At 42.6% G+C, this 19,173-nt stretch carries 20 protein-coding genes and 1 tRNA gene; 12 read left to right on the forward strand and 9 right to left on the reverse strand.

Annotated features, from left to right (window positions below):
- Positions 1-5: 5 nt before the first annotated feature.
- Positions 6-410 carry a VOC family protein gene (locus V7L07_RS17780; RefSeq protein WP_335059995.1) on the forward strand — a complete coding sequence of 135 codons (405 nt, stop codon included), beginning with the start codon at positions 6-8 and terminating at the stop codon, positions 408-410.
- A 218-nt stretch (positions 411-628) separates the two neighbouring features.
- Here the strand turns inward: V7L07_RS17780 and V7L07_RS17785 are convergent, their stop codons facing one another.
- Positions 629-787, reverse strand: a complete 159-nt coding sequence (locus tag V7L07_RS17785) for a hypothetical protein (protein WP_335059997.1) — start codon at positions 785-787, stop codon at positions 629-631.
- 908 nt (positions 788-1,695) lie between these two features.
- Between V7L07_RS17785 and V7L07_RS17790 the strand changes: the two genes are divergently transcribed.
- The 4 genes from V7L07_RS17790 (at position 1,696) to V7L07_RS17805 (ending at position 6,906) form a co-directional block, all read left to right on the forward strand.
- A complete protein-coding gene (locus tag V7L07_RS17790; RefSeq protein ID WP_442936064.1) occupies positions 1,696-4,992 on the forward strand; it encodes an EAL domain-containing protein in 3,297 nt (1,098 codons plus the stop codon).
- A 167-nt stretch (positions 4,993-5,159) separates the two neighbouring features.
- Entirely contained in the window at positions 5,160-5,648 is a 489-nt protein-coding gene (locus V7L07_RS17795; protein ID WP_335059999.1) for a GNAT family N-acetyltransferase, read from the forward strand.
- Positions 5,649-5,707: 59 nt separating this feature from the next.
- Positions 5,708-6,385: a ComF family protein gene (locus tag V7L07_RS17800; RefSeq protein ID WP_335060001.1), complete on the forward strand. Its 678-nt coding sequence runs from the start codon at positions 5,708-5,710 to the stop codon at positions 6,383-6,385.
- A gap of 65 nt (positions 6,386-6,450) precedes the next feature.
- Positions 6,451-6,906 carry a PPC domain-containing protein gene (locus V7L07_RS17805; protein WP_335060003.1) on the forward strand — a complete coding sequence of 152 codons (456 nt, stop codon included), beginning with the start codon at positions 6,451-6,453 and terminating at the stop codon, positions 6,904-6,906.
- Positions 6,907-6,957: 51 nt separating this feature from the next.
- Here V7L07_RS17805 and cobS read toward each other — a convergent pair whose 3' ends face one another.
- Positions 6,958-7,731, reverse strand: coding sequence for an adenosylcobinamide-GDP ribazoletransferase (cobS, locus tag V7L07_RS17810; protein ID WP_335060121.1), 774 nt, complete (start codon positions 7,729-7,731; stop codon positions 6,958-6,960).
- 377 nt (positions 7,732-8,108) lie between these two features.
- On the opposite strand from cobS, the gene V7L07_RS17815 reads away from it, so the two are divergent.
- The 5 genes from V7L07_RS17815 to psbM all read left to right on the forward strand — a co-directional run bounded on the left by V7L07_RS17815 (position 8,109) and on the right by psbM (position 10,911).
- Positions 8,109-8,561, forward strand: a complete 453-nt coding sequence (locus tag V7L07_RS17815) for a hypothetical protein (RefSeq protein WP_335060005.1) — start codon at positions 8,109-8,111, stop codon at positions 8,559-8,561.
- A gap of 233 nt (positions 8,562-8,794) precedes the next feature.
- On the forward strand, positions 8,795-9,943 hold the full coding sequence (tgt, locus tag V7L07_RS17820; protein WP_292853970.1) for a tRNA guanosine(34) transglycosylase Tgt: 1,149 nt from the start codon (positions 8,795-8,797) through the stop codon (positions 9,941-9,943).
- A 78-nt stretch (positions 9,944-10,021) separates the two neighbouring features.
- A complete protein-coding gene (locus V7L07_RS17825) occupies positions 10,022-10,159 on the forward strand; it encodes a photosystem II reaction center protein K (protein WP_006195022.1) in 138 nt (45 codons plus the stop codon).
- A 184-nt stretch (positions 10,160-10,343) separates the two neighbouring features.
- Entirely contained in the window at positions 10,344-10,640 is a 297-nt protein-coding gene (locus tag V7L07_RS17830; RefSeq protein ID WP_335060007.1) for a 2Fe-2S iron-sulfur cluster-binding protein, read from the forward strand.
- 154 nt (positions 10,641-10,794) lie between these two features.
- The gene (psbM, locus tag V7L07_RS17835; RefSeq protein WP_084227279.1) at positions 10,795-10,911 is read left to right on the forward strand and encodes a photosystem II reaction center protein PsbM; all 117 of its coding nucleotides are present in this window, start codon (positions 10,795-10,797) and stop codon (positions 10,909-10,911) included.
- A gap of 157 nt (positions 10,912-11,068) precedes the next feature.
- Here the strand turns inward: psbM and V7L07_RS17840 are convergent, their stop codons facing one another.
- On the reverse strand, positions 11,069-11,920 hold the full coding sequence (locus tag V7L07_RS17840) for a universal stress protein (protein ID WP_335060009.1): 852 nt from the start codon (positions 11,918-11,920) through the stop codon (positions 11,069-11,071).
- Between the two features lie 602 nt (positions 11,921-12,522).
- Entirely contained in the window at positions 12,523-14,094 is a 1,572-nt protein-coding gene (locus tag V7L07_RS17845; RefSeq protein ID WP_335060123.1) for an alkaline phosphatase D family protein, read from the reverse strand.
- 242 nt (positions 14,095-14,336) lie between these two features.
- On the opposite strand from V7L07_RS17845, the gene V7L07_RS17850 reads away from it, so the two are divergent.
- Positions 14,337-14,837 (forward strand): hypothetical protein, encoded by a 501-nt coding sequence (locus V7L07_RS17850; RefSeq protein WP_335060011.1) that lies wholly within the window; start codon positions 14,337-14,339, stop codon positions 14,835-14,837.
- Between the two features lie 162 nt (positions 14,838-14,999).
- The gene (locus tag V7L07_RS17855) at positions 15,000-15,350 is read left to right on the forward strand and encodes a WD40 repeat domain-containing protein (protein ID WP_335060013.1); all 351 of its coding nucleotides are present in this window, start codon (positions 15,000-15,002) and stop codon (positions 15,348-15,350) included.
- A gap of 68 nt (positions 15,351-15,418) precedes the next feature.
- Here V7L07_RS17855 and V7L07_RS17860 read toward each other — a convergent pair whose 3' ends face one another.
- The 5 genes from V7L07_RS17860 to psbZ all read right to left on the reverse strand — a co-directional run bounded on the left by V7L07_RS17860 (position 15,419) and on the right by psbZ (position 18,956).
- Positions 15,419-16,684: a glutamate-5-semialdehyde dehydrogenase gene (locus V7L07_RS17860; protein WP_335060015.1), complete on the reverse strand. Its 1,266-nt coding sequence runs from the start codon at positions 16,682-16,684 to the stop codon at positions 15,419-15,421.
- A 4-nt stretch (positions 16,685-16,688) separates the two neighbouring features.
- On the reverse strand, positions 16,689-17,096 hold the full coding sequence (locus tag V7L07_RS17865) for a hypothetical protein (RefSeq protein ID WP_041565838.1): 408 nt from the start codon (positions 17,094-17,096) through the stop codon (positions 16,689-16,691).
- A 711-nt stretch (positions 17,097-17,807) separates the two neighbouring features.
- Positions 17,808-17,879, reverse strand: a tRNA-Gly gene (locus V7L07_RS17870).
- A 121-nt stretch (positions 17,880-18,000) separates the two neighbouring features.
- Positions 18,001-18,579 (reverse strand): 6,7-dimethyl-8-ribityllumazine synthase, encoded by a 579-nt coding sequence (gene ribH, locus V7L07_RS17875; protein ID WP_335060124.1) that lies wholly within the window; start codon positions 18,577-18,579, stop codon positions 18,001-18,003.
- A 188-nt stretch (positions 18,580-18,767) separates the two neighbouring features.
- Positions 18,768-18,956 carry a photosystem II reaction center protein PsbZ gene (psbZ, locus tag V7L07_RS17880; protein ID WP_300415693.1) on the reverse strand — a complete coding sequence of 63 codons (189 nt, stop codon included), beginning with the start codon at positions 18,954-18,956 and terminating at the stop codon, positions 18,768-18,770.
- Positions 18,957-19,173: the final 217 nt, after the last annotated feature.

Raw genomic sequence — 19,173 nt, forward strand, 5'->3', positions numbered from 1 at the left:
CAGATATGAAGCTTCAGTTAACACACCTGAGACTACTTGTCTCAAACTATAAAGATTCTTTTCTGTTCTACCGCGATCTGCTAAAGTTTGATGTCGATTGGGGCGATGAAGATAGCGGATATGCTGAGTTTAATACCGGATATCTCAAATTGGGTTTGTTTAAAAAAGAATTAATGGCTGAAGTAGTCCCCAGAATCGAACAGCCTTCTTACGTTGTCAATCGAGATAAAACTGTCTTAATTTTCGCAGTCGATAACGTGGATGAGGTTTATGAGCAAGTAAAGGCTCAGAATGCGATCGTTGTGACTGAACCACAAGATCGCTCAGACTGGGGAATTCGCACAGCTCATTTTCGCGATCCTGATGGCAATCTCATCGAAATCTACAACAATCTTGGAATTGTCAGTTAATTACACTTCTAATCAGGCTCACTTCGATAATTCCGGTTCACTGTCTATGTAGATGGTGGCTTTTTCTTTCTGACTTTATTCATTTAACCAAGGAACAACAGACCGAAATTGTACCAGGTTCAGTAATAGCTGTTGCTGCCAACTGACCGCCAAAATCAAACCTACAGTTTTGGTATGTGTCACATCTTTCTGCTAAAAAGTCATCCTTGAAAAATATCTTAGTACAGCATTTTATTAATTCGTAGCAAATTAAATTTGGCAATACCCAACAATGTTAATGCATCGGCTTGCATTGTTAATGTATCGGCTTGCATTGTTAATGTATCGACTTGCATTGTTAATGTATCGACTTGCATTGTTAATGTATCGGCTTGCATTGTTAATGTATCGACTTACATTGTTAATGTATCGACTTGCATTGTTAATGCCTCGGCTTGCAATCTGACTTTTCACGATATCTGGAAAATCTCTCTCCTACAAAGCTACGGTGTATACACAAGTGATATCTGAAAGGGTTTCAGGCGTTATAGACCCCTTAAATTGTCATTACGAACGCAGTGATAACGCAATACGGTTCAGTTAAGGCTAGCACTCTTTGTCAAAGTCGTTTTTTTTAACGTAACGTGAGTTTGATGAACCTCTCCCTCCCAACCTCCCTCTCCTAAACGGAAAGGGAGGAGCAACGAAAAATTAAGCTTTTTGCTCCCCTCTCCGTGTCAGAGAGGGGCTGGGGGAGAGGTCAAATAAGACTTGTCGAACTCACGTTAACGTAGACGCAAAGCGGTGAAGCAGCGCGGTCTTCTCCCAAAGGGAGAGGCTAGCGCCAAGGGGGTTTCGCCCATGAGCGACTGCTGTTAGCGCAGCGTTAGCGACGTTAGGAGCGTCACCCGGAGGGCTTGCCGCAGGCTACCACAGAGGCGCAGAGGACACAGAGAGAGGAAAGAGAAGGGAAAAATTGCTTAACTGAACTGTATTGGGTGATAACGGAGCGAAGTTATCACATAATCCCGTGGTTAAAGCGATTGCTTGTCTGCGACATGCACTCGCGATCGCTGCGGACAGGCTTCTGGAGCGATCGCACAATCCTATTGCTAGATGACGAAACCAAGTACTAGGGGGAATTTTAAGACTTGTGTATACACGGTAGCTTACAAGGAGAGAGACTTTGAATTTTCCCCCTTCCCGAAACGGGAAGGGGGCTAGGGGGTTAGGTCAATCGTTAGCTTTTCCAGATGACGTAAAAAGTCAGTTGCAGAATAAGCCCTTATAGTTGTCAGATAACTTGATGCTAGATTTATCTGATAACTTGATGCTGGAATATTGGAAAATCCTTCTTGCTTATAAACAGTTTATACCCCACGGTCATTGCTATCTTTGGCAATCAGACTTAATGGGGCTGCATATTTTATCCGATAGTTTAATTGCACTTGCTTATTATTCAATTCCCGTCACCTTAATTTATTTTGTCCGCAAGCGTCAGGATTTGCCGTTCAACTGGATATTTCTGCTATTCGCTACATTTATTATTACTTGTGGTACCACTCACCTAATGGAGATTTGGACGCTATGGTATCCTACCTATTGGCTAAGTGGTTGCATTAAAGCCATCACGGCTTTAATATCAGTGTACACAAGTATTGTGTTGATAGAGTTGATACCAAAGGCACTTGCTCTCCCCAGTTCTGCACAACTGGAGGCAGCCAACCGAGAACTAGAGCAGGAAATCAGCAATCGCAAACAAGCAGAACTCGCACTACAAGAGCGTGAAGGGATGTTGCGGCGAATTGGCGATAATCTTCCCAATGGGGCAATTTATAAGCTAATCCGTGAATTGGATGGCAGCGATCGCTTTGCTTATATCAGCGCGGGGATTGAAAAACTGATGGAAGTCAGCGCAGAAGATACACTGACAGATTCAAGTTTGCTCTATCGCCAGTTCATCCCAGAGGATGTACCACTCCTGTTGGCAGCAGTCGATGAATCCCTGCGGAATCTCTCGGTGTTTGATATACAACTGCGAATCCAAACGCCCAGCGCTCGGCTTAAATGGCTCCATTTTCGTTCCACCCCACGCCAGTTGCAGGATGGTCACGTGCTTTGGGATGGGATGGTGGTGGATGTCACCGACCTCAAACGTGTTGAAGAAACACTACGTAACAGCGAAGCCTTATTAGAAGAATCTCAGCAAGTTGCTCGTTGCGGTAATTGGGAGTTTGAACTTGCAAATGGCAAAATTACCTGGTCAAAGCAGCTTTTTGCCCTCTTTAATCGAGATCCCAGACAAGGAGAGCCGGACTATCAAGAAAATCTGCAACTGTACTGGGCAGAAGACGCAGGAAAATTAGCACAAGCTATCGAACGGGCAATCTTAACTGGCGAATCCTACAAACTCATTCTGCGTGCGTCTCCAACTTACGAGTCTACTCTTTATATTGAGGGGATTGGCCATGCAGAATTTAACGCGGATGGAAAAGTAATTCGCCTCTATGGGACTGCCCAAGATATTACAGAACGCAAGCAGGCAGAAATTGCTCTCAAACAAAGCGAGATTCGCTACCGTGCCATTGTCGAAGATCAGACTGAATTCATTGCCCGATATTTACCAGACGGTACACTCACCTTTGTCAACCAAGCTTATGCACTTTATTTTCGGCGATCGCCAGAGGAACTGATCGGCAGCAACTATCAACCCATTATTTTTGAGGCAGATCGGGAGCGAGTTGCTCAATTAATAGCTTCAACAAGTGCTGATAATCCTGTTGTCATTATTGAGAGTCGCGTACTTGTCGCAGATGGAGTGCGTTGGACTCAGTGGCATAACCGGATGCTGTTTGACGAGAAAGGATGCTTTATAGAATTTCAAACGGTGGGACGCGATATCACAGCCCTCAAGCAAATCGAAGAAACACTTTTTCAAGAAAAAGAATTAGCTCAGGTGACGTTGCACTCGATCGGAGATGCAGTTATTACCACAGATGCCTCTGGCAGGATTCAATACCTCAATCCGGTTGCAGAATCTCTGATCGGATGTAGTGAAGCATCTGCACAAGGGTTGCTATTATTAGAAGTCTTGACAATTGTGGATGAAACTACAGGAGAGTCAGTTCAGAACCCAATTGAGCAAGCGTTACAGGAAAATCGAGTTGTGAGTTTAGCAAACCATACCGTCTTAATTAATCAGAATAATCAAGAGATTGCGATTCAAGATTCAGCCGCGCCTATTCGCAATCGTGAGGGACAAATAATTGGCGCGGTTATGGTGTTTCATGACGTGACTCAGAACCGCAAGCTTTCGTCTCAGCTATCCTGGCAGGCAACCCATGATGCTTTAACCGGATTGGTAAATCGCCAGGAGTTTGAGCGGCGGGTTGAAGAAGCATTGCGCCTTGCTTGTTTAGACTACCAAGTTCATGCATTGTGCTATTTGGATCTCGATCACTTCAAAATCGTAAATGATACCTGCGGTCATCTAGCTGGAGACGAATTACTGCGTCAAATTACTGCCCTATTGCAGGAGAAGATTCGGAAAACCGATACACTAGCACGGTTAGGCGGTGATGAATTTGGTGTATTGCTCACTCAATGTACGATAAAGCAAGCTTTACGAGTTGCCAATGATCTGCTTTCGTGTGTTCAAAAGTTCCGGTTTGTATGGGAAGAACAGATATTCTCAATTGGAGTAAGTATCGGCTTAGTCGGTATCGACATGAATAGCGAGAGCCTTACAGAGATTATCAGGACAGCTGACGCAGCTTGCTATACCTCGAAGAACCGGGGGCGAAATCGCGTGTATTTTGCTCAGACTCAAGATCAGGAGCAACTGCAACGGCGTGGGGAGATGCAGTGGGTCAGCCGCATTTCTCAAGCCTTGGAAAATGATTGGTTTTGTCTCTATGCTCAACCCATTGCCGCCATTACCCCAGCGGCTCAAAACGGTGACCATTATGAAGTGCTGCTGCGGCTCCGGGATGAGCAGGGAAATTTAGTGCTGCCGATGGCGTTTATTCCCGCAGCAGAACGGTACAACATGATGCATCTGATTGATCGGTGGGTGATTCGGACTCTGTTTAGCAATTGGTCAACCTTCGTTGACAATGAACAAAGTATCTATGCGATTAACCTTTCTGGCTCTAGCATCAACGATGATCAGTTCATTGACTTCCTGCATGAGCAGTTTATCCTACACCCCATTTCACCCCAGCGCATTTGCTTTGAGATTACCGAGACTGTGGCGATCGCCAACCTGATCAAAGCCAAGCAGTTCATTCAGTTACTTCAAGGTATGGGCTGTAGCTTTGCATTGGATGATTTTGGGGTAGGGATGTCGTCGTTTGCCTATCTCAAGTCTCTGCCTGTGGATTACCTCAAAATTGACGGGAGCTTTATTCGTAACATTGTCGAGAATCCTGTGGATAATGCGATCGTGACAGCAATCACGCACATTGCTAGTGCGATGGGTATTCAGACGATTGCTGAGTTTGTGGAAAATGACGCGATTTTAGAGCGAATTACAGCACTAGGAATTAATTACGCACAGGGATATGGCATTGCAACACCTCGCCCATTGTGGCCAGGAAAATAATTTAAAGATTGAGTAAGGGTAAGCTTAGATTACGCGATGTGCGACTTAATATTCTGACACCTTGAGAGTATTGTCTGAAATAGACTCTGCCATAAAAGCTATTTGCTGGGTAAATTGGGATATAGATGCGGAAAATTTTTCTGTGTAAACTTGACCAGCAAATGGTAATGAAAAACTATTATCAAGATTTTATAATTCGTGATTGGGTGCAAAGCGATCGCACAAGAGCCGCCGAAGTCATCAGTTATGTATTATCAGAATACGGTTTGGGTTGGGAACCAAACGGTGCTGACCGAGATGTGCTGCGAGTAGAGGAATATTATTTAGCTACTGGGGGAGAGTTTTGGGTAATTGAACACCAAAGCCAGTTAGTCGGTACTGGAGCATACTACCCCATACACCGAGGCGAAAAAGCTGTAGAAATCCGCAAAATGTATCTTTTGCCCAGCATCAGGGGTTTAGGATTAGGGAAATATTTGTTACAACAGCTAGAAGCAGCGATCGCAAAACGTGGATTTGGGCAAATTTGGATTGAAACCGCCAGTGTTTTGGTGGAAGCAGTCAAACTGTACGAAAGCAACGGCTATACTCCAGCAACAGGGGTAGAAACAACAAGGTGCGATCGCGTGTATGTGAAGTCACTGCACAACAGTTAATAGTTATGAGTTATGAATTTTAACTCCTAACTCCTAACTCCTAACTCCTAACTCTGAAAATGCACATTTGGATTAAAAATCTCACAGGCTTACTCAATCTTTTTCTTCAATCCCATTGCCCCCTATGTCAACGCGCAACTTCTCAAGAATTCTGTCAGAACTGCACCAGACAATTACAAAAATGTCAACGTAAAGACCCAATTTCTCTATGGCAAGAGCCAATACCAGTGTTTGGCTGGGGGGAGTATGGTGGCCCGGTGAAACGAGCGATCGCGGCGATGAAATACGAAAACAAACCCGAAATAGCTCGTCCTTTGGGTCAATGGTTAGGAGAAGCATGGTTGTTAAATTCACCGAGGCGAGATAGCCAGCCTGTGGTAGTTCCCATCCCACTTCACGCTAGCAAACAAAAGCAACGTAAATACAATCAAGCCGCACTAATCGCACAAAGCTTCTGCGAAATAACTGGATTAAAATTGAAACTAAACGGTCTAGTAAGAGTGCGAGAAACGGAAGCGCAATTTGGTTTATCAGTATCTAAACGAGAAAAAAACTTGGCTCAAGCTTTTGCTGTTGGGCAAGAATTTCGCCATCATCCTCCAAATATCCCAGTGCTGTTAGTGGACGACATTTATACTACTGGTGCAACTGCCAGGTCTGCTGTGCAAACACTTCGTCAGTATGGAATTGTAGTCTTAGGATTAGTAGCTGTAGCCACTGCTGTCAAAGACGGATGAAGGACTGCCTTCTTTGATAAATTGACCGAATTATCCTATTTTTGTAGAAAAATTGCTTGAAATGTATGAATAAAGTTTTTGCGGCAGGTTTAAAGCAACTCATCATCATTCCTGCCACATTGCTGGCAATCGGCATAAGTACAAGTGTAGCTTTTGCTCAAAATAAGTTGTATAGTCCAATTCCTTTATCTAACAGTACTGAAATTACTGATACCCTCTCAGACAAAGACATTCCCACTGGTCAAGGTGGGTTTGCTCGTGATTACACAGTGAAGTTACAGAAGGGCGATAATTTAGCAGTTGACCTGTCATCTGAAAACTTTGACAGCATCATCACACTACTAGCACCTGATGGTTCGACTTTGGCAGAAAATGATGATGGACCTGATGGCACTAGCAATTCCCTACTATTTACTCGCATCGTAGAGACAGGGAATTATGTGATTCGTGTCCGGTCTTTTGGGGAAACTGGGGTTGGGGCTTTTAAACTCAAAGTGACAAAGTTGCAACCGATTAAATGAGTGCTGAGTGCTGAGTGCTGAGTTTGGATTTTTCACTCCTCACTCCTAACTTTACAGAGTGGTCAATACGCAGAGAAATAAGGCTTCAGTCCACTCAACAACTGCGCCGTAGGTATCTCCAGTGTGTCCGCCTAGTTTGTGGTTGAACCATGCACCAGTTAAAGTGGCGATCGCACTTCCAGCAATTATCATTGTCAGTGCGAGAAATAGCTGCTGTTTATCTATCAGCACCAGTAAACCACTCAAACTCAACAACAATAACAATCCCGGTAACAAATCTTTGTAGGAGCGAATGGCTTGTTTGTGAAATGCACCTTTACCAGTTGCTTTTAGATAGGGATATCGGGCGATCGCTAATTGCTGTCCCCAACGTCCCCAGGCACAAGCAGCTATTAGCAACAACCAACGGTTTTCTGGCATATCTGTCAAGGCGGTTATTTTTAGTATCACCAAGGCGATCGCAGCCATTGCCCCAAAGGCTCCTGTAGCACTATCTGCCATCACTTCCAATCGCCGATCTGGATCGCCCACTGCCAAACCATCGGCAGTATCCATTGCCCCATCTAAGTGCAATCCTCCTGTGATGCCAATCCAAACACTTACTACCAAAGCACTACGAGTTAGCACGGGCATACCAATATAATCCATTCCCGTATCCACTAACCCTAAAATTCCCCCAATTATCAACCCAACAAGTACAGCAAGATGTGCTACTCCTCGAAAGTCCAATCCGCTCAAATACGGCAGTGGAATAATTGTATAAAATATAATACTAGCTGCCAACTTTAACAGCAGCTTTTTCCACCACTGTTGCTGTTTCGTCATCGGAATAACATTAATTTTTGGTAAACTGCTGGATAATAATCTTGATTTCGGTACAACCGACATGACCAAACTTTAAAACTTTAGATAAGATTTACTTCTATCAGACATTCTCCTTGAAAATTTTGTTATCCTGGTCTAAGTGGTAAGTAAATAATCTTAGGTACTTTTTATACAAAAAAACGAATGATTTAGGAAGTGAAAATTCCATCAGGGAGCAAAATTTGTGTTTTGTATTCGTTAACTAAAAACTTCCTCCAAATTATTAGACGATTGCCCCATAAAATTGATATTTTTTTAAATGTAGGGAGTAAACAAGCTACTCAATTATGACAGTTTAGCTATGTCGCCGCTCTCCTTAGCTCAATCGCCATTTTCCTATGAGTCACCATCTACCCGACACCAGGATACCAGCTCCGTGCATTATTAACACGGGCATCATTGTGAATAAGCTCGACATCCGGCGATTGCTGGCAGATTTAGGTCGAGTCCACTACATCTACACCCAAGAAGATAAGGTACTGAGCGAGGGTGAAGGGGATGTGATGGAGGTTTTTGCCAATCCACAAAGGTCTACCTTAGTGGCTAACAATGCGTTATATCTGAATGTTTGTAGTTTTGATTATTTGGAACTCAAGCAGTCACCGCAACAAGAAACCTACTTGGATTTGATGCAAGAAGGAGTGTGTCTGCGGTTAATTCCCCGCTCAACCCCTTTACAAGAGCGACGAGAGCGAGGTTTCAATGTCAGCGCCATAGAAGCGATGATGGAGCAAGTACTCTCAGCCAGGTGGGATGCAGAAATTGACGATGACTGTTCTGATTCTTTCTAAATAACAATTATTACAGTATATACTCGTAAAGTTGGTAACTAAGTTAGTAGTGAATGCTTAAGTATTCACTAAAACTCAATTACCAATTTTGATGTTTGTCCATAATTTAGCCAAATAATATTAATTTTGCCCTAATACCATTTGGTTTTATGGCTGCTAGTTATGGATTTCTGAAACTCTTCATCAATTAGCGTTTCACAATCCAAAATCTAAAATCTAAAATCCAAAATGGCATGAGTGCGAATTTTTCTTTTCAATGTCTTGCTTGTTGTAGCCAAACCAAAGCTAGAGCTGGAGTGTTTTTCACCCCTCACGGTCTTGTCGAAACCCCCAGATTTATGCCAGTAGGAACGCTGGCAAATGTCAAAACTATCACTCCAGCCCAGCTACGAGATACTGGGGCACAAATGATCCTATCCAATACTTATCATCTTCACCTACAACCAGGGGAAGCGATCGTGGCTGGGGGTGGTGGGTTGCACAAATTTATGGGGTGGAATGGCCCAATGCTCACAGATTCGGGTGGTTTTCAGGTATTCAGCTTAAGTGAGATGCGAAAAATTACTGAAGAAGGTGTAACTTTCCGCTCACCCCATGATGGACGAATTATTAACTTGACACCAGAGCGCTCCATTGAGATTCAAAATACTTTGGGGGCAGATGTGATTATGGCTTTTGATGAGTGTCCACCTTACCCAGCGACTCGCGAAGAAGTGGAAACCGCAACTGAGCGCACTTACCGCTGGTTAGAACGTTGCATAACGGCTCATCAAAACAGTGAGCAGGCGTTGTTTGGGATTGTGCAAGGGGGCGTGTATTTGGATTTGCGTTGCCGTGCGGCTGAAGCTTTGGCTAAGTTGGATTTGCCCGGATACGCCATTGGTGGCGTTAGTGTGGGAGAACCACCGGAAATGATGGCTGAGATTGTCAAAGTGACAGCACCGCTTTTACCCCCCGATAAGCCGCGTTACTTGATGGGTGTGGGTACTTATCGGGAAATGGCGATCGCGATCGCATCTGGTGTAGATTTATTTGATTGCGTAATTCCCACCCGCTGGGCGAGACATGGAACGGCGATAGTCCAAGGCGGACGCTGGAATTTGAAAAATGCTAAGTTTCGTGAAGATTTTACGCCCTTAGATGAAACTTGTCATTGCTACACCTGTCAAAATTTTAGCCGTGCTTACATATCTCATTTAGTGCGATCGCAGGAAATTTTGGCTTATACCTTATTGAGCATTCACAACATTACTGAGCTAATTCGCTTTACACAAAAAATTAGAGAAGCAATATTAAGCGATCGCTTTGTGGCAGAATTTGGTCACTGGCTCAACTCATCTGAATCAGCACCAGATGAGGGGGAAATTACAAATGACTATTGACCAATGATCGATACTCAAACCATGTTAAGATACTTCTCAATTATGAAAGCTGTGTTGGATAGGTGGATTTAAACAAACATGGAAGCAGCACTTTTATTAGCAAAACTGCCTGAAGCTTACCAAATCTTCGATCCTTTGGTAGACGTTCTCCCAGTCATCCCCGTATTCTTCTTGTTGCTTGCTTTCGTTTGGCAAGCAGCCGTAGGATTTAGGTAAGTTAATCTATTTTTCAATTTATAGGACAGGTACTCTACCTGTCCTATTTTTTGTGATGCCATATTTTAGAAAGTTAACATTTATTAATATTTTGTAATGAATTAATATAATAAATACGATCTTAATCAAGCCATGTCAATATGAAGCCTTGAAAGCCAAGCTTACAGTCAAGGAGGAGTCAGTTATGGGTAATATCAAATTTGTTAAAGAAAATAAAGAAGTAGTGGCGGCGGATGGTGCTAATCTCCGGCTCAAGGCGATCCAAAATGGCATTGATATATATACATTGATTGGCAAGATGACCAATTGCGGTGGTAATGGTCAATGTGGTACTTGCGTTGTGGAGATAGTCGAAGGATTAACAAATCTTTCTCCCCGCACAGACGTAGAAAACCGGAAATTCAAGAAAAAGCCGGAAAATTACCGCCTTGCCTGTCAAACTTTAGTGAATGGCTCAGTCAGCGTAGTCACGAAGCCTTAAGTTATTTTGTATCCAGTCAGTAGTCAAAATACTTACCAAAATTGAGTTTACTCAATTGAAATTTGGAATTTGGAATTTGGAATTGGTATAACTCGGTCATCGATAATGGTATCCTAAAGTTGTTGACTGGAAATTTAAGAGAGGCTTTCTTGCTATGCAAGTTAATGACCTGGGGTTCATAGCGAGCATTTTGTTCGTACTAGTCCCCGCTGTGTTTTTACTAATTCTGTACATCCAAACTGCTAGCCGCGAAGGTGGAAAAGATAGTTAAGAGTTTGTGTATAAAATAAATAACCCCTGCACCAATAGTGTAGGGGTTTTTATTTATCAACTTAGTGCTATTAGCACATACTGAGTAGTAAAGACAAGACAAATCTTATTTCTTTACTATCCTCGTCCAACAATTCTTATACTCAGGACTGTTTACTTTAAGCGATTGTCCGCGCTAATAATACCGGACAAGTAGCATTGACTCGAACATAGTCAGACAAGGAAGATCCGATGAGTCTGTCTATATCAACAAAACTCTTAGCGATCGATGGACGGCGATCTGGAGAACCGAGCAATAATAAATCTATATTCAACTCTTCTGCCAATCGACAAATTTCTTCACCAGGCTTACCACTGCTGATGTAAGCACGAGATTGAATACCTTGTTTTTCTGCTTCTGCAACAGCAGCCGCTAAAACTGGATTTTTATCTGAGTTAACTTTAGTTATTTCAGATTTTTTACCACCTAAATCTGTACTAATATTTGCCAAAATTAACTCGCCACCTGGAATATCTCGCAGTAAAAACAATGCTAATTTTAAGCAATTTTTTGCTGAATCAGAGTTGTCTATTGCCACCATGATGCGCTTAATTCTTTTAACATAAATGTCATCTTTGACCAGCAACATGGGGCGAGAAGATAGTTGGAAAACATACTGACTGACCGAGTTTGATAAAATCGATTGTAGCCGCTTTAGCCCACGTGAACCCATAATAATCAAATCAGCATCGATTTCATCAGCTACTTGGCAAACTACATCTTTGGGGTCGCCTTCCCGCAAAATGGAAGAAACCTGGCTAGGATCTAAGTTCAAAATTTGAATAGCATTCGCCAGAATTTTACCACCATTTTCCCATTTACTTGTCATGGTAGCAGCAGTACTTTGTGCCTGAACAACATGCAAAATTGTGACTTTTGCAGATTGAATTGAAGGGATTTCTTTCAGGGTTTTGAGCATTTCTTCTGCGTGTCCCAATCCTGATACAGCCAGCAAAATTCTTCTTATCATATTACGTATTTTTGTGAAGTTTACTTTTTTTTTCGCTGTTAGTACTTGGCTTTGGTCGGATTTTCACCACCTTGCTCTATAACCTAGTTAGTAAGTTAACACAAATAAACCTTGTCCTTTAGTATTTAATACTCCAATAAATGGTAATATATAAAAAACTAAACAAATGTTTAAGTTTATTTGCACATAGTTACTTAAACTTTCAACTAGATTTCAACTATTAAGCATACTCTCAATTTAGCCTGAACAATTTAATAAATTATGATGTTAGTTATCATTTTTAATCTATGTTCACTTTTTTTAATTAGAAGTTAGTTAAGTATTGCAAAGAAATGCCAAAAATAACTCTTTAGTAAAATTGATTTAGTGTAAGCTTTACCAAGCGATCGCTACTGCCTAAAATAGTGTAACCTCCTCGGTAATTTCCCGTATTTTCCGCCTTTTTTAAGGCTATTATCGTTTTGGTAACTCAGATATAATTTCTATCTATATCCGAACACCAGAGAAATGCTGACACAATAGCATCCGAATCATATTTGATCCTATATTGAAACCCCCCAAATATAATTTGAGGGGTTTGTTTGATTGCTTGTGAGATTTGGTTAATTTAGATGCGCTCCTGGTTGTCCGTTTTGGACTACAAAGGAAGCTAGGGTTTTGACAGAGGCATTTAAGTCAACGATGCTTGAGACAACGCGGTAGTCACTTTGCCAGCGTTTTGGAGTCAGGTTGCAGCGGACGTATCCCCGGTAAGCACCGTTAAAGAACTTAGTATGAGGATTATTAGGTAGAGCAGCTTGAGATGGAGCGATGAATGAGGTGGGAAAGTCAGAGGTAATTGAAGTTCCGACAAACTCAGTGCCTACAGTTGGTGAGCTTGGGTTATTGAAGTCAAGCTTCAGGTCGTGTACCCAACTAGAATGGATGTCTCCGCTAATTACCACAGGATTAGAAGGTTGACGCTGGTTGAGAAAACTCAGGAGCCGATTACGTGCAGCTACGTAGCCGTCCCACTGATCCATATTGAAGATACCTGGGCCTGGACTGCTATTGAAATTGTACTGGGCAAACATGACCTGTTGAGCAATCACATTCCAGCGCGATCGCGACTGGTCTAACCCTTTTCGTAGCCATTGCTCTTGTTTTGAGCCGGTCATAGTAGCATTTGTATCAAAAGCTCCGGGACATCGAGGCTTCAGTCCATCATCACAAGGTTGATTAGTGCGATATTGCCTCGTATCTAGTACATTGAACTCAGCTAAATTACCAAAAGTCAAGCGCCGATAAAGCAGCGCATCTGGGCCTTTGGGCAATGCAGACCGACGTAAGGGCATGTGTTCATAGTAAGCCTGGTAAGCATTGGCTCGCCGTTTCCTAAAACCCTCTTGGGTTTGATTGTCTTCGGGGCTTAAGTTGGCGTAGTTATTATCAACTTCATGATCGTCCCAAGTGACAATCCAGGGAAAAGCCGCATGAGCAGCTTGGAGACTCTGGTCTGTTCTGTACAGAGCGTAACGATTACGATAATCGGCAAGAGTAATGATTTCTGGACTGTTATGCTGGCGTGGCCCACCGGGTTGTGGCCCGTATTCATAGATGTAGTCACCCAGATGAACCACAAGGTCGAGATTTTCCTCAGCTAAATGCCGATAAGCCGTATAGTAGCCATTTTGCCAGTCTTGACAGGAGACAAAAGCAAAGTTCAGTTGTTGGGTATAACTATAAGATGCCGGTGCTGTGCGAGTCCGTCCAATGGGACTAACTTCGCTACCCACTTTAAATTGATACCAGTACCATCGATTAGGGTCTAGCCCACAGACATCAACGTGGACTGAGTGGGCTAAATCTGGTGTCGCCAGTACTGTTCCTCGCCGCACTACCCGTCTCATATTTTCATCAAGGGCGACTTGCCACTGCACTGGCACATTTACAGGTGGCATTCCACCTCCAGAGAGTGGATTTGGAGCCAGTCGTGTCCAGATAACAACAGCATCCGGCAAAGGATCGCCAGAGGCAACCCCAAGACTGAACGGATAGCCAGAAAACCTTGAGGTAGCCAATACTGGATGCAATTGGCTAGCTACTGTTAACCCCGTTAAGAATCCTGCACCCAACAAAAAATTCCGCCTTCCGCACCGATTTGCTAGCAGGCGCGTGCCATCCATAAATTCCATATTCACCTTATACCCAGATGTAAATACAGTCGGCAAACTTTAGGAGGGTCAGTTGCGAAAAGCACAAATAATGGCTTGATTTAACTTGTCTCCTAATTGCTGCTCAACCAAATACAAGGAACCTACCAAGCCAGGATCAAGTGGAAATTAAGATTTTGTTAAATTTAAAATTGAATTAGGGGATTGAAACTAGGAGAAATTTGTGGCAGATTGAGACCCACCACCAAAATAGTAAAGAATTTATGACAGTTAATGATGCAGTTTTAGGAGGGATTGAAAGAGTTAAGCAATTGCTGGCGCATGAAAAGGTTAAACAAAAAATTGATGCCCTTCTAGATGCTTTTGAATATGGGGAAGCTGGCTTAGACTTGATTATTCTAGCTTTACAGAACTCAGAGGTTGACGTTCAAGAAGCAGCTTATTGGCTACTTCAGGAAAGTACAGAGCCAAGAGCTAAACTGGCATTACAGCTATACAACCCATATTTATTTTTTGAGTATCTTTTTACTATTGAGAAGTATACAGACGAACTTCGCAGGATAGCTTGTGTAGATATAAGCCAAGAGTTGCAAACCTCAGTTACTTGTAATTATAACAACATAATTCAAGTGTGGAATACGCAAACGCAACAAGTAATTTGCACATTCCAGCCAGAAGCAACTAAGGAATTTCATCAAATCGCTATCACACCCAAAAATCGCGTTTTAGGACTTTGGAATTGTAATGATTATGCTGAAGTATAGGATCTAAAAACAAAGGAAAAAATCTTCACTACACATCGGCGCTCAGATTGGTTTTGGTATATCGCCTTTAGCCCAGATGGTCAATCATTTTTAAATGCTGTTGACGGAGGAATTTTTGAATTGTGGAATATACAAGTAAAAGGAATAATTTCCTCTATTTATATGTCCGATCTGGGCCATAATTTTATCTATTCAAATTCGCAAGTTTTAGTCACTGAAGAAAAAAACTTTGACCAAAAATATAAAATATGGGATTGGCAAACACAACAAGTAATTTGCACCTTAAGTCTTTCAGGGTATATGCCTGTAATTACTGTCAGCCGCGATCGACGCTTTTTATTTAGTGGTAGTCTAGAAAATGGAATTATCAAAGTGTGGAATATTCTTACAGGACATGAACTTTGTAGTCTCACAAGTCATTCATCGTCAATTACTCGCCTTGCAATTAGCTCAGATGGACAGAGACTATTTGTTTGGAGTAGAGATAGCACCATTGAGGTGTGGGGAATTTAATTTTTCACGGTGATTTGAGATAGTTTTACTTCCGAATTCAGAATTCTACTGTATAAATTACAAATTATTTAAAATCTGCCATTTCCCTGAACAATATGCTTAACGGTAGTCAAGGTTTCTAGGCTAATAAATCCCCGCCGATGACCTTTTTGATTAGACATACCGAGAAACACAGAATCTCCCCGCGAGGGGTTGCGGGAAAAACGCGGGGAAGTGTTGATGTAAGTGGAAGCACTATTAACTCCCAAGGCAAACTGCCGACTTTCCTGGTAAGATTCAGTAACAATAGAGTCGGCATGACCACTGCTGTGTTCATTAATCCAGGCGATCGCAGTCTCTAAGTTATCCACCAGTTTAAAAGCTACTGTCCTAGTTAAATAAGGGTTTCCCCATTCGCCCTCTTTCACCAGTTGTAACTGGGGAAAGGCTTGTACTAGTTCGGCATCCCCTCTAATTTCAAAACCTTTTTCTATCAAGCTGTTCCACAAAACTGCTAAGGATGATGGCAAGGCTTGACGATGAACTAGTACCTTTTCAATGGCGTTGACTTGATCGGGTTCACTTTGATGGCTATCAAGAATCATCCAGCGCACCATTTCTAAGCTGCTATTGGGCGACCAGTAGAGATAACAGTTACCCATTGCGGACTTTAAAACTGGGCAAGTTGACTGTCGTACTACCTGCTGCACCAAGCTAGAACGTCCGTAGGGAATCACCAGATTCACGTACTCATCTTGAGTGACTAAATCCCGAATTGAAGCACCATGTTCGGCTGTGATTAGTTCTACACAACCTGGAGGTAGGCCAACTTCGGCGATCGCATTTTGCAGTGCCTCAGCGATGGCGGCGTTAGAATGACTAGCTTCAGTACTACCTTTGAGAATTATACTATTGCCAGTTTTAATACAAAAACCCGCTGCGATCGCTCCTAAATCGGGAAAAGCTTCATAAATAAATCCAATCACTCCCAAGGGCATTAACTGGGTGTAACTCTGGGAATCTCCCAGTTGATAATCAGCAGTTCTGACGCGTCGCAGCGGATCTGATAATTCCCCCAACCGTTGTAAAATGTCTACTGTCATCTCCAGCCTTGTGGGAGTCAGCTTTAGCCAGTCCAATATCAACTCTGGCACTGCCATTTCTCGACTGGCTTCTAAATCCAAGGTATTGGCTTCGAGAATGTCGTCAAATGAGCGCTCAAGCGCCTGTGCCATCGCCAATACTGCACGACTCCGGTCTGCCCCCTTTGTGATCCCCAACTTTAGGGAAGCTTGATAGGCTCGTTGGGCACTAGTAATCGGTTCGGGGTGATCGTCCAAAACTTCAACAGTCATTGAGTTAACGTCTGTAGGTAAGCCAGACCATTAGTGCTGGTAGGATAGCTAATAGCACTGCCACCATTGCCCAAGCAATAATGCTAGAACCATTTGCTAATCGCAGTGCTAATGGTAGCCATATAATCACTAGCACGAAAATAATGCCGAGCGCTATAGGCAGATAGCTTTCTCCCAAGCGGGGATGGACAACATGCCAACTATTTCCCATCCACCGCCAAGCCCGTTTGTAGGGATAGGTGGTAGAAAGCTGTTCTAGGACATGACCATTATCTTCTACAACAAAGATTTGCTGACAGCGATCGCAACCAAATGCTTCTGTCAACGTAATCGGAATTAACTGACCCCGGCGACGACAGGGACAGGGGTATTCAGCATTGAAATCGATTTTTTCAGGTTTTTGAGATTGCACAAGCGTTCTAATAACTTGAGCGTGTTTTACACGGACTGCGAGGATATAGTAACTTGGTAAATGCCTAATAAGGCTTCTCTCTTGATATACATAGACCAGCTTGCAAACATCGCCATGAGCGCAAACAGTAGATGCTTCTAAATCTAAGTATCGTAATTATCATATAACTACGGACTCATCTGTTTGTAGTTTTTCCCGTAGCTAGCAATCTTGTTTAAAAACTTCCTTCTCTTCATCTATCGCTTTCAAGGTAATGTAGTTGCATTTTTGGGCATTTCTTATGTATGCTGACACACCTGGAACAATTTTAAGCTTACGATGGCGACCACTCCGAAAACAAATCGTTTGGGAAGGCTACGCTCATAAATAATAGATACCAACAAACCCTACAAAACGAATTGATAACACCTGTAAAGATTGTAGCCAAGCTAATGCCTATCTAGATTAGTCTAAAGCTGGGTTTTATATTTCTTAGCAAGTGGTAATACCAATTTAAACAATGATTGCCACAGATGGAATGCTCAGAGTAATTACTATTAGTAAAACTCAACTGATTTTCACTGAGCAGTTTGAAGGCTCACTCTGACATCTTAGCGACTAAGTAGCCCTCACACCAAAATCCAAAATCCAAGCGAGAATTGAGAAACACTTCAATGCACCCTGAAAACACTAAACCTCCTGGAGTTTTTGACTCTAAGAGGTTTACTTGGAAGCGGGTAACGCGATTCGAACGCGCGACATTCACCTTGGCAAGGTGACGCTCTACCACTGAGCTATACCCGCAATCTATTGCCAAATATAAATATCTCAGATTTATTTCTAATTGTCAACCCCTTAATTTAGTCATTGGTCATTGGTCATTGGTCATTGGTGAACAACAAAGGACAAATGACTAATGACTCATTTAGCCCAGTTCTTCTGACTCCACTGTTAAATTGCCAACGCTGGCACTTTGAAAGGAAGCTGGCAAAGACTGGCTATTTCGAGAATATGGCTCTGCCAGGTTAGAACGCAGTTGCCGCATCAGGCTAGCCATTTCTAGGGCGTTCAGGGCGTAATCCCAACCATGATTACCTTTGATGCCTGCCCGTTCTAAGGCTTGCTGCATAGTATCTACTGTCAAAATGCCAAAAATTACTGGCACTCCAGTTTGAAAACTAGCGGCGGCAATGCCTTTAGAAACTTCGGCGGATACGTAATCAAAATGGGGTGTTTGCCCTCGAATGACTGCACCTAGACAAATTACAGCATCATAACGATGAGAAAGTGCTAGTTGGCGGGCTACTAAAGGTACCTCAAAACTTCCTGGAACCCAAACATAGTCCACCTGATTACCGTTGGGGTTAGGATCTACACCGTGGCGTTTCAAGCAATCTTGACATCCCTCTAGCAGCTTTCCGGTAACAAGGTCATTAAATCGACCAATCACCACTGCAAACCGCAAAGGCTCCGTTTGGGTAAAAGTTCCCTCGAAAACTGCCATGACTGCCTCTTTATCAACTATAGTTTTGGTCAATATACATTTCTTATTTAAATGTAGAGGAGCAGGAAAGCATGGTTAGAAAAAAGGAAATCGGAAAAATTTCTCCTTTTTTCCTTTGGTCTTTGACCTTGGCTTTTCTGCCCCTCTAGTTCTTATATTAAGTGCCTACCCCAGAGCGAAGCCGTCGCCTACACGACAAAAAAGTTTAACAAACCAACTAAAAATACCAAACCAATCCAGACACCAGAACCAACCCAGAGTAGTTTTTTAGATTCAACCCAATTTTGGGGAGTGGCGTAAGCAACAGGGACGCCAACAACCAGGACAAAAGACAACAGAACTAGACCTATCAAGGCAAATTGGAATATTATGGTCATTTTTGCTTCTCCCAATACAGCTAAATACTAAGGATAGAATATCCTTAAAGGGCGACACTGCCACTTTCTTATTATTTTTAAGCTAGCAGAAATTGTAACATTTTAGTCATTTGTCTTTGAAGCTCTGATGCCTGCGATGAATTGCACCAACTGGTACGCGAGCGTCCGAAGCCTCTGCTTAGACTTCTCTGTTTGTCTAAGTACCAATGACTAATGA

The sequence above is a fragment of the Nostoc sp. genome (assembly GCF_036916985.1).
Classification (GTDB): Bacteria; Cyanobacteriota; Cyanobacteriia; order Cyanobacteriales; family Nostocaceae; genus Nostoc.

What these genes read in the sequence shown, in the direction of transcription:
- V7L07_RS17780 (WP_335059995.1), top strand. Translation starts at nt 6, where the DNA reads ATGAAGCTTCAGTTAACACACCTGAGACTACTTGTCTCAAACTATAAA.
- V7L07_RS17785 (WP_335059997.1), bottom strand. Translation starts at nt 787, where the DNA reads ATGCAAGCCGATACATTAACAATGCAAGTCGATACATTAACAATGCAA.
- V7L07_RS17790 (WP_442936064.1), top strand. Translation starts at nt 1,696, where the DNA reads ATGCTAGATTTATCTGATAACTTGATGCTGGAATATTGGAAAATCCTT.
- V7L07_RS17795 (WP_335059999.1), top strand. Translation starts at nt 5,160, where the DNA reads ATGAAAAACTATTATCAAGATTTTATAATTCGTGATTGGGTGCAAAGC.
- V7L07_RS17800 (WP_335060001.1), top strand. Translation starts at nt 5,708, where the DNA reads ATGCACATTTGGATTAAAAATCTCACAGGCTTACTCAATCTTTTTCTT.
- V7L07_RS17805 (WP_335060003.1), top strand. Translation starts at nt 6,451, where the DNA reads ATGAATAAAGTTTTTGCGGCAGGTTTAAAGCAACTCATCATCATTCCT.
- cobS (WP_335060121.1), bottom strand. Translation starts at nt 7,731, where the DNA reads ATGACGAAACAGCAACAGTGGTGGAAAAAGCTGCTGTTAAAGTTGGCA.
- V7L07_RS17815 (WP_335060005.1), top strand. Translation starts at nt 8,109, where the DNA reads ATGAGTCACCATCTACCCGACACCAGGATACCAGCTCCGTGCATTATT.
- tgt (WP_292853970.1), top strand. Translation starts at nt 8,795, where the DNA reads ATGAGTGCGAATTTTTCTTTTCAATGTCTTGCTTGTTGTAGCCAAACC.
- V7L07_RS17825 (WP_006195022.1), top strand. Translation starts at nt 10,022, where the DNA reads ATGGAAGCAGCACTTTTATTAGCAAAACTGCCTGAAGCTTACCAAATC.
- V7L07_RS17830 (WP_335060007.1), top strand. Translation starts at nt 10,344, where the DNA reads ATGGGTAATATCAAATTTGTTAAAGAAAATAAAGAAGTAGTGGCGGCG.
- psbM (WP_084227279.1), top strand. Translation starts at nt 10,795, where the DNA reads ATGCAAGTTAATGACCTGGGGTTCATAGCGAGCATTTTGTTCGTACTA.
- V7L07_RS17840 (WP_335060009.1), bottom strand. Translation starts at nt 11,920, where the DNA reads ATGATAAGAAGAATTTTGCTGGCTGTATCAGGATTGGGACACGCAGAA.
- V7L07_RS17845 (WP_335060123.1), bottom strand. Translation starts at nt 14,094, where the DNA reads ATGGAATTTATGGATGGCACGCGCCTGCTAGCAAATCGGTGCGGAAGG.
- V7L07_RS17850 (WP_335060011.1), top strand. Translation starts at nt 14,337, where the DNA reads ATGACAGTTAATGATGCAGTTTTAGGAGGGATTGAAAGAGTTAAGCAA.
- V7L07_RS17855 (WP_335060013.1), top strand. Translation starts at nt 15,000, where the DNA reads ATGTCCGATCTGGGCCATAATTTTATCTATTCAAATTCGCAAGTTTTA.
- V7L07_RS17860 (WP_335060015.1), bottom strand. Translation starts at nt 16,684, where the DNA reads ATGACTGTTGAAGTTTTGGACGATCACCCCGAACCGATTACTAGTGCC.
- ribH (WP_335060124.1), bottom strand. Translation starts at nt 18,579, where the DNA reads ATGGCAGTTTTCGAGGGAACTTTTACCCAAACGGAGCCTTTGCGGTTT.
- psbZ (WP_300415693.1), bottom strand. Translation starts at nt 18,956, where the DNA reads ATGACCATAATATTCCAATTTGCCTTGATAGGTCTAGTTCTGTTGTCT.